The organism is Paenibacillus allorhizoplanae, assembly GCF_927798215.1.
Classification (GTDB): domain Bacteria; phylum Bacillota; class Bacilli; order Paenibacillales; family NBRC-103111; genus Paenibacillus_E; species Paenibacillus_E allorhizoplanae.
On record NZ_CAKMMW010000054.1, the window covers coordinates 1 to 8,928 of the forward strand.

The following is an 8,928-nucleotide window of genomic DNA, read 5'->3' on the forward strand; positions in this document are numbered from 1 at the left end:
TCTGTCCAATGTCAAAATAACGTAACACCTCGTTCAAGTAAGATGTGCTCATTATCTCCAGATAGACCAGATATTATTATTGAGCTCTACTGCCCGTTACTTTAACGAAAAGAGGGAGCAGCCGCCGCGTGGCGAGCTACTCCCTGCCTATTACGCTATCGTTCCCAGTTAGCTTAAGTCCGTTATGTAATGAATCACGGTTTTATACCCGTTTGTAGCACGTGGAAAAATTGCTCTAAATTAGCACTGTATCTATATCACTTTTTCCAGCCTTATAATTTCCATCTGCTAATGAGCCAATTACTACAACAGCCTTTAGGTGACCATCAATTTTTCTAGCAACTTCACGAGAAAATTCCTCTGCGATCTGCCTTGCTTTCTTCTCGCTTATCAATTCAGTAACATAACATTTACTGGTAGTTACAACATCTGATTTTAACATGCGTTTTTGAGCTCTACTGCCCGTTAGTTGAACAAAGGCCGCAACCGGCTAATCCAATGAAGAATTCAATTGCTTGACGTACTCTTGAAAATATATAATAATCCGAATCACGAGACACAAATATGTATTGTATTATGAAAAATGACCCTCAAAAATGCATCGTTCAATTACCGCGGAGAACACATCATCATTATGTCTATCAATGGAAAACAATACAACTTCTTGTCTTTTGGAAAAGACAAGAAGTTGTATCCATAAAATAAAAAAACCGCGTCATTCGCGGCTGATAATGCATATATGTTTTTGTCCTCTTACAACAGCGATTCCTCTTTATCTTCCTCAAATGATCAAGAGATAGCAAAATCCTGATACTGAAAAGCACACTATACTTAATAGGGTTGACCAAGCCGCGACTTTTCTTTTCAGTGGTCTTTCTTCCTTATCTTACGAATGAAAATTCCCGCGTTGTTGTGTCCAAGCTACACAATTTTTTTCTGCCCGTTAAAATGCTTATGTCACAAATCAGTAGTCAAATCAAAATCTTAGTGTTGCCAACTGACAAGAACTTGATCGGAAAACTAAAAAAAGCCCGCGATTTACGTGGGCTTGATTCGGACAATGTTCTTGGCATCCTACAAGGGCTCTCTAATCGAGCTATTCATGATTATCCTCGCCAAATAAACAACCTTGAATTTCATTATTGACTTCAACAGGAAGTCTGGTTTTGAAATAATCAATTACTGCTTCAACTGCCTTTTCGGCTTGAAATTCCGATATTCCAGCTTCACTGGCTATATGCTCCCTAACTATGTGTTTCATATTTGACCTCCTTCCTCCTTATAATCGAAAGTATTATTTGCAAATGATGGGAAATTATTACTGTGCAGTAGCCGACAACATAGATATTGTACTCATCTAAGGAATAATATAAGCAACCACTTTGTACCAATTACTAATTATCGTCAATCAACAGATAAGCTTCCAAAGATGTATCAAAACATTTAACTGCTTACCCTCGCCGTACACCATATTATTAACCTCAATATGACTTATCGTCTTCTCTTCGCCTGTCTCCTTATGCGAGCAAGAAAAGAACCTTCCCACTCTCTGCCGAACAAAATAAGAAAAACCCGCATTATGCGGGTCATTAACGGAATATTCTATTGTTATGCTACACGCGCGCTATTCCTCTTCATCTTTTTTCCGTTCCCAATAACTTCCCTCACCAAAGTAATCCTGACAAACGTTATCGAGGGTATGTAACGTTTCAATAAATCCTTTTAAATCACACGTATGAAAAGTATCTTTAAGTTCACAATTTTCTTCTGTAACTGAATATACGTGAATTTCTGTACAACCATCCCATCTAACATTAACATCAAGACGCTTATCATCGGTTTCCAGTTCTAGAGCTACAGTTCCACCATCTTCATCTCTTTTATGTTCTGTTTTTATAATCCACAATATATAACACCCCTTTTGATATATGATTACCAAAAGGGGAACCTTTTAAAAGTAATTGTTACTGCGGCGGCGTCTGTCCGATGATATTTATTTGAATCTTGATTCCCAATAATTATTAAATTTTCCTGTGATAATTAAATGGTATATAAAACTACCCATTATCTTGGTGGTTAATAGACTAATTAATTCCCATCTAAACTTGCAGGACATGTCTCGGGTGTTGTATCTACCTTGATTCGGTCATTAATATTTTTAACTTCATCAGTTGTATTTAAGACTGATACTGTTGATCTTGGTATATTCTGATTAAGGCCATTTGTTACACCCATAGATTTTTGGTTGCCCCTTTGAGTCATTTTGTATCACCTCCTATCTTTGTCGTATATAGATATTATTTAAAATAAAAAGACTGCATCAGCCAAGGAAGAAGGTGATTGGAGTCTTTTAGAGTATTTCTACATCACAGGACTAACGTTGAAAGCTTGAAGTTGTTGTTCAGCCATTTATACTAATAGCTTTGTAGAGCCTGCATCACGTGAAGCGAGATTTCCATTGTAGTAGCTTTCTAATATAAAAAAAACGATAAACACGATTGTCCATAAGAATCAATTTACTTGTTATCTTCATCTATTTTTTGTCGTGTTCTTATTACATTATTCACCAAATTTTGTGTTGCGTCTTGGGTGGATTCAGTCACATTTTCTATGGCGTTCTGTACATAATTCGTTGCTGATTGAAACCCGTTTTTAAAGATATGCGTTTTGTTTGCAACAACATTTTTCAGGTTTTTAGTATTATCGGACATCGTTCTTACCTCCAATTATTGATTCTAAGTTTGACCTTACCTATCCATCTCTTCGTCTTCCGTAGTATCGTTTAATTCATATTCCTCGTCCATACCAGCGGCAGCATCGAAGACGTTCGCCTTTGGCACCTGAGTCATATCTTCCTTTTGTTGCACCCAATATCCAATGTTACGGTACCAGTCCTGAAACGAAGCGTCCAATTGCTGCTCTCGGTTGCGATCCTCGTTAACATCGGAGTCAACTTCTATCTCTTCCCCGAGAACCCCGTTCTGTTTCCGATTGATATTATCAAATGCATTCACGTTGAATTTTCCTCCTAAAAAGTTCTTTCCAGTACGGTCAGTCTCGCCAATTAGTAGTTCAAATCCACTCACTTCAACACAAAGCCCATCCATCCATATATATGAATTAATCTGCATAGATAAGGACGGATTTATTCACCGATTATCTTTAATAATGTGGCCTGACAATAGTTCCGATTTATCATCGATTTTCGACTTGATCGCTACAATCTATTTTGCGAGCTTGGCCTATATCAGCTGCGTCTGGATCGTATCAGCATTGTCGGCTTCCAGAAACTCACGATATACTTCGCCACCTCATACGGTGGCAGCCAAACGCAAGGTTGAACTAAACTGCCCGTTAGCTTATTGACCCCGCCGAGTCTAACCTCGGGAATGGAACAATGTTCTTGTCTCAAAACTGGAATGGGATCAAGTTCTTGACATCGCCCAATGTCAAGAACTTGATCCCATAAAAAAACGCGATTTACGTGCCTGTGCCTTTTTCACCTATCTTTTATTGTCTGATAACTAAAATATCACGAGGAGGGATACCGGTACTTTGGATCTGTAGAATCTGGGAATTTGTAAGGTTACGTCCTACTAAAATTAAGGAAGAAGTTAAATTATTGAAATTACCTAAATTCGATACGCTTTGGGCTCCACGGAATACGCGAATGGATCCCTGAAAGTTAATTCGTGAAAACAAAATTAATGTCACAGAATCTGTGGTTGAAACATTTCTTAGACGGAAACTAGAAAGGACGTTATCAAAACGAAACGCACCCAAATCTCGAATTGCTACACCTCCACGTCTAAGAACAATCCGACGATTTGTAAAATTAAAACCAGAGAAAAGTTGGAGCCTTACATCAGTGTTTGCCAATTAAATCACCCTTTCTTAAGAATTGATATATTCTATGATTGATTAAGAGGAAATGCTTGTACAAATTTGTAGGACAAAATCACCTTTTTTTGTATAAAACTTGATGAAAAAAATGAATACGAGGCGGATATTCTCAACAATTAGAATTCGGGGAACATTCGTTAAAAAGAATAAAGCCAAAACCGCGTGGCTTCTTATGGTTATATGTTCTTGTCATATGAAACATTTCGCGTTTAAACTGTAGAAATAAATCTAATAAAAAAAACAGGCTGCCGTGGCAACCTGCATGATGGAATTATTAAGCTATCGTTATCCGTTAGCGCAATGCAAATTAGTAAATATCCTCATTATTTAACAGCTCTCTTAGCCCCTCGGTAAATATGAATACAGCGTTGATTCCTGTAGTAAATTCAATGTGAATATTCTCCTCATGTGAACCACCGATTTGAACGTAAACAATAATGGTATCATCTTTGAAACTTATTTTGATATACCCATCAGAATCATTATCTTGAAGTTCTGCCGTTATTCCTTGGTCAATACAACAAACAAAATCAAAAATCTGTTCTTTTCTCACGCAAAAATGAGAAGTATGTGATTTGAGTTTTGTTGCTCCTGTCATATCAAAAGTATAATTAATCTGAACCAGATATCTTGTCGCTAGTATGAGCTTTAAAGAATCATCAGTGGAAGACAATGTAACTTTATTCGTTAGAGTTAACATAATTTATTGCTCCCTTCTTTACCTCCTCAGTTTATCATACCTTTGCCCGATACCTTAATAGTCAAAAAGGGAGCTGCCGCTAAGCAACCCCCTTAACTATCGTTCCCAGATAGCTTAATGACGTTTTTAAATCGTTTAACGTTAACTCTTCAGTTTCAGTGTATAAATCGTGAGATATCTACTTTCATATCTTAACTTCATGTAACCTCAAGATGAAGACAGCTGCCACAATAAAGAGGGACAACATTAGAAAAGCAAGCCCAAGCACGCTTCTCCCAGCTGCGTACAAAGCTGCTGAAGCTACAACGAACACAACCAATTTAAGTGCCGTTCGAAAGGGGAAGGAGAAGATGGATAACGAAGCCTTAGGAGAGAGAAACACCCCCCAAAGAATTGCGACGACCAGTGGTGAAGCGATTGCCAGCATGATTTTGACCGCACGTCCTGCCTTGATATGATAACCCCAGTCTCCAAACGCAACCATTGCTCCTAGCTCCAGCAGGAAAAATGCGGTGAGGATGATAACACTTATCGATTTCACTTCCATCTGCCTCCCATTCCAATTATCCGGTGTATTGCTTCGCTTTACACCTATATAGAACTCCTGTGATGATTGCTTACGCCCGATCGATCCGTGGTGGCCTTAAGAAGTGTATGCTGGGCTATCGTTCTTTCGTTAGTTCAGCAAAATTTCATTCCCGCCTCTTTGTACGCATTAGCATACACACTATTTGTTCTTATAGGGGGTTCTTGCGATAATTTATTCCGCATAGTTTCGAATAACTTTTTAGGAATATCTTATCAAAATCGTGCCTCATATCCAAGTTCATCAGCGATTCGACAATTACGGAAAATAGGTTTGGATACTCCTCCTTGATGGCGCTGCTGTGTTTTAAAAGTTCAGTTATATACTTGTCCAATCGGTAACCATCAAAAACCTCAATTCCAGTAAAGAAAGGGAATCCGCTTTCGTCGCTCGATTCGATTAACAATCCCCAAAATGCAATTAGTGAACCTGATCTGTTATTGAGATTACCGTCATTAAAATACAAATAGTACGGATAATATAATTCATCATACCAATTTAAGTCGATTATACCGCCGTCTTCCTCGATGTGCTCCTTTAGTAAAGCCAACTTTTCAGCAATTGTTGCTCCCATATGTCTCTCTCCAATATCAATTTTATAAAATGTTCATTTAGCACTAAACTGTCCGTTACTTTAATCGAACAAAAAAGAGCTGCCGCTAGCAAGCTCCTCAACTATCGTTCTCCGTTAGATTCCTGTAGATGGATAAATTTCAGCTTTGTAAAAAAAGGAGCGCCTCTGTACGATGGAAGTACGCTACGGGTCAAAAGCCCTTTAATTCCATCATCCAGGAGGACGCTCTACTATGAAGTTTAAATCACAAGATAAGCAAAATCAACTCATTGAAAACATTACCTTTAATCATATTGTTGTTGGTGTAGATATTGCTCAGGAGGCTCATGTTGCCAGAGCGGTTAACTTTCGAGGTGTCGCTCTCGGTAATCCTTTAGTGTTTAGTAATGATGAGGATGGTTTCAAGTCCCTCGACCGTTGGATTCGTGACTTGTTAGCTTCATTTAAGTTATCTCAAGTTATCGTTGGTATGGAACCGACTGGCCATTACTGGCTAAGCCTTGCCGGATGGCTCAAAAACAAAGCCATTGAAGCCGTGCTTGCTAATCCTCACTTAGTTAAAAAGAATAAAGAAAGCCGCGACAATACACGCTCTAAAAGCGACAAAAAAGATGCTTTAGTTATTGCCGACATGGTGAAAAACGGCTACTACTCCCCTGTCCGCTTCCACTCCTCAGAATACGAGGAGCTGCGAGTACTCATGGCTAACCGAGAAACAGTCGTAAAACGACTTGTAAGTGCCGTTAACCAGATCCACCGCTGGGTAGACATTGTCTTCCCAGAACTGAGACAAGTCTTTAAAATCTTAACTTGCAAGGGTGCATTGTTAACCCTTCGGCTTTTTCCGCTCCCGGCTGAGCTATGTAAACTAAGTCCTGACGATGTAATTAAAGGATGGCAGAAATCAATGAAGCGGCATTCTGGTGTGCGTAGAGCTCATCTACTCATAGATCTTGCCAAGAAAACTGTTGGGTCTAAGCAAGCAACACATGCTTACAAACTCCATCTAGAGCAGCTCCTTGAGGAGCACGACTTAGCCACTAAACAACTGCAGAGGATCGAAAAAGAAGCCAAAGACGTTGTTGAACGTATCCCCTATTCAGGCAAAATCCTTGCCATTACTGGAATAAGCCCAATTGCTCTAGCTGGTGTTTTAGGAGAGTCTGGGAATCTTAGAGGTTATGCGCACGGGAACGCTCTACTCCGTCACGCAGGACTTAATATAACCGAAGCAAGCTCTGGGAAATGGAAGGGACACTGAAGCTCAGCAAACGAGGTCGTCCACGACTGCGTCACTTTCTCTATTTATTTACCATGTGTATGGTCATGAGTAACCAAGAATTTAAAGCTTTACACCATTACAATGTTCAGGTGAAAAAGCTTAAAAAGATGAAATCTGTCATGAAGCTATGTGGAAAGCTAGCTCGACTCTTAGTAGGAATGGCTCGTAGTGATGAAGCATACAACCCAGATAAAATCTTTGCATTGGCAGCTTAATAATAAACATTATCTCACGCAAGTTGGCGTATTCGCAGGAGACAAAGAAAGCACGGAGTATCGGGATACGTTAAACAAAAGGGCTCCAACCCATTTCCGTTAGAAAGACCGACCTCCACCCCTTAGATAGATGTGACGAAGGAATGTAAGGGCTATTGACCCGTTGAGACATGGGAGTGAGAATCGCTAAGGGCATCGTGGAGAGTACGTGCAGCATTTGGAATGAATTGGGTGATTCAACTCCACCTCTGTTCCCGCATGCCTTTTTAACGACAGCTCCTAATATATCTCGCTATCCTTCATTCATCATCGAAACCTAAAGGATGAAATCCTGCGAATAGACGAGCTTGCGTGAGGAAATCAAATCATACCGAGGGAGTTTAGCACTCTATTGTGCCTTCTTTATTAGACAAGTGATGATGCCAGAAGCCACTTATCATTTATATATTCAATCGTTAGTTTCAATTTTTTATCCTGCTTGCCAAACAGTGTAGTATCTAACTCAACCTCTGCAATATTACCGTTTTGTTTTATTAACTTGGCGGTATCAATTAGATAATCTGTTGCCACTCCATGTCCTCCCATCCATTTGTATATATAAAGCTGTCCTTCATACCCCTTATAATAGGGACGTTCTTTACTACCATCGTCAACGATTTCTAGAAAACGACTATAAAATATCTTTTGGGCGATATCTTTTGTAAATACGCCTTCAATTGCATTTTTAAAATCCGTCATTGATTTAACGTTATTGAATAAACCCATATTAATTTTCTCACCTGTAACAAGCAAATAATCTTTGTCACCTGGAATCGTTTTCGTTTCATCAAATTTAATCGGTTCAGTTCCGTTAAATACTCCGTAAACATTTCTCGCTTTTGGTATAAGTTCTTTGAGAATTACTTTTACATCATTATCAGTGAGATTTACAGATTCGTTTGCTTTTGTATTCGTTTTTGAGTCTTGAGCTGGCTTCGGGGCTTGCGTTGGTGTTGGTGTTGGTGTTGGTGATGTATTAGAAGTACCGACAACGACAGGTTCATTTGCAGGAGTATTTGTTTTTAGTGCCTGTTGTTGGGTGTTATTTGAAGATTGGGGTAATACGTTATCTTTTGAACACGCGGTTAGTGAAACAAGAACAATACAAACCAACAATATTAGCTTAATTTTTTTCAAATTTAAATCTTCCCTTTGAAATATGGATTGGCATTGTATTTTCCCTTTAGAACATGGTTTTTATCATTCCACAAATAATAAAAATACTGTAAAGAATACATCCAATCAAAACTAAACCGAAAATTGTGTTTAACGTTTGTCCCCTGATTCTTTGCAACTGGTACAAAGTTAATAAAAAAAAAATGGATGCAATAACAGTTGCAATAATCCAAAACAATGTATCACTAACCTCTCAATGAAATCAGTCTCTCATCAAAGTATAATCCTTACTTAATTATACCATATATTGGAATATACTTGTGTCGTATCTCTTCTTAACTCCGTCGAAGCCCGCCATCCTGCCGATTAATTGAAAAACGGCAGCCGATTCATCGGCTGCCGTGCAAAGATTATGCTATCGTTTTCCGTTAGATTAGTGCTAATCGCCACTTATTCGAATTCTCTTGACCTTATTATCTGAAATAGCTTCCAAGAAGAGCTGCAATGTTGTGT

The 8,928-nt window shown here is 38.7% G+C and carries 11 protein-coding genes and 1 pseudogene; 2 read left to right on the forward strand and 10 right to left on the reverse strand.

The annotated features are described in order from the left end of the window. Positions 1-235: 235 nt before the first annotated feature. The 9 genes from L6I86_RS35285 to L6I86_RS35325 all read right to left on the reverse strand — a co-directional run bounded on the left by L6I86_RS35285 (position 236) and on the right by L6I86_RS35325 (position 5,763). Positions 236-442 (reverse strand): nucleotidyltransferase domain-containing protein, encoded by a 207-nt coding sequence (locus L6I86_RS35285; protein WP_236293589.1) that lies wholly within the window; start codon positions 440-442, stop codon positions 236-238. Between the two features lie 654 nt (positions 443-1,096). After that, positions 1,097-1,261: a hypothetical protein gene (locus L6I86_RS35290; RefSeq protein WP_236293591.1), complete on the reverse strand. Its 165-nt coding sequence runs from the start codon at positions 1,259-1,261 to the stop codon at positions 1,097-1,099. Positions 1,262-1,624: 363 nt separating this feature from the next. Then, positions 1,625-1,906: a hypothetical protein gene (locus L6I86_RS35295; RefSeq protein ID WP_236293593.1), complete on the reverse strand. Its 282-nt coding sequence runs from the start codon at positions 1,904-1,906 to the stop codon at positions 1,625-1,627. A 182-nt stretch (positions 1,907-2,088) separates the two neighbouring features. Continuing rightward, positions 2,089-2,262: a hypothetical protein gene (locus tag L6I86_RS35300; RefSeq protein WP_236293595.1), complete on the reverse strand. Its 174-nt coding sequence runs from the start codon at positions 2,260-2,262 to the stop codon at positions 2,089-2,091. Positions 2,263-2,516: 254 nt separating this feature from the next. After that, a complete protein-coding gene (locus L6I86_RS35305; RefSeq protein ID WP_236293597.1) occupies positions 2,517-2,711 on the reverse strand; it encodes a hypothetical protein in 195 nt (64 codons plus the stop codon). 36 nt (positions 2,712-2,747) lie between these two features. Next, on the reverse strand, positions 2,748-3,014 hold the full coding sequence (locus L6I86_RS35310; protein ID WP_236293599.1) for a hypothetical protein: 267 nt from the start codon (positions 3,012-3,014) through the stop codon (positions 2,748-2,750). A 1,196-nt stretch (positions 3,015-4,210) separates the two neighbouring features. Continuing rightward, positions 4,211-4,603 carry a hypothetical protein gene (locus L6I86_RS35315; protein WP_236293600.1) on the reverse strand — a complete coding sequence of 131 codons (393 nt, stop codon included), beginning with the start codon at positions 4,601-4,603 and terminating at the stop codon, positions 4,211-4,213. 184 nt (positions 4,604-4,787) lie between these two features. Next, entirely contained in the window at positions 4,788-5,150 is a 363-nt protein-coding gene (locus L6I86_RS35320) for a YrdB family protein (protein WP_236293601.1), read from the reverse strand. A gap of 190 nt (positions 5,151-5,340) precedes the next feature. Further along, positions 5,341-5,763, reverse strand: coding sequence for a hypothetical protein (locus L6I86_RS35325; protein WP_236293602.1), 423 nt, complete (start codon positions 5,761-5,763; stop codon positions 5,341-5,343). A gap of 232 nt (positions 5,764-5,995) precedes the next feature. On the opposite strand from L6I86_RS35325, the pseudogene L6I86_RS35330 reads away from it, so the two are divergent. Both L6I86_RS35330 and L6I86_RS35335 read left to right on the forward strand, forming a co-directional pair. Beyond that, positions 5,996-7,260: pseudogene (locus tag L6I86_RS35330) on the forward strand (IS110 family RNA-guided transposase). Beyond that, complete coding sequence (locus L6I86_RS35335; protein WP_236293604.1) at positions 7,217-7,363, forward strand: hypothetical protein; 147 nt, start codon at positions 7,217-7,219, stop codon at positions 7,361-7,363. The pseudogene L6I86_RS35330 and the gene L6I86_RS35335 overlap by 44 nt, the downstream one beginning before the upstream one ends. 302 nt (positions 7,364-7,665) lie before the next feature. On the opposite strand, the gene L6I86_RS35340 is transcribed toward L6I86_RS35335, so the two are convergent. Next, positions 7,666-8,436, reverse strand: coding sequence for a hypothetical protein (locus tag L6I86_RS35340; protein WP_236293603.1), 771 nt, complete (start codon positions 8,434-8,436; stop codon positions 7,666-7,668). Positions 8,437-8,928 lie beyond the last annotated feature (492 nt).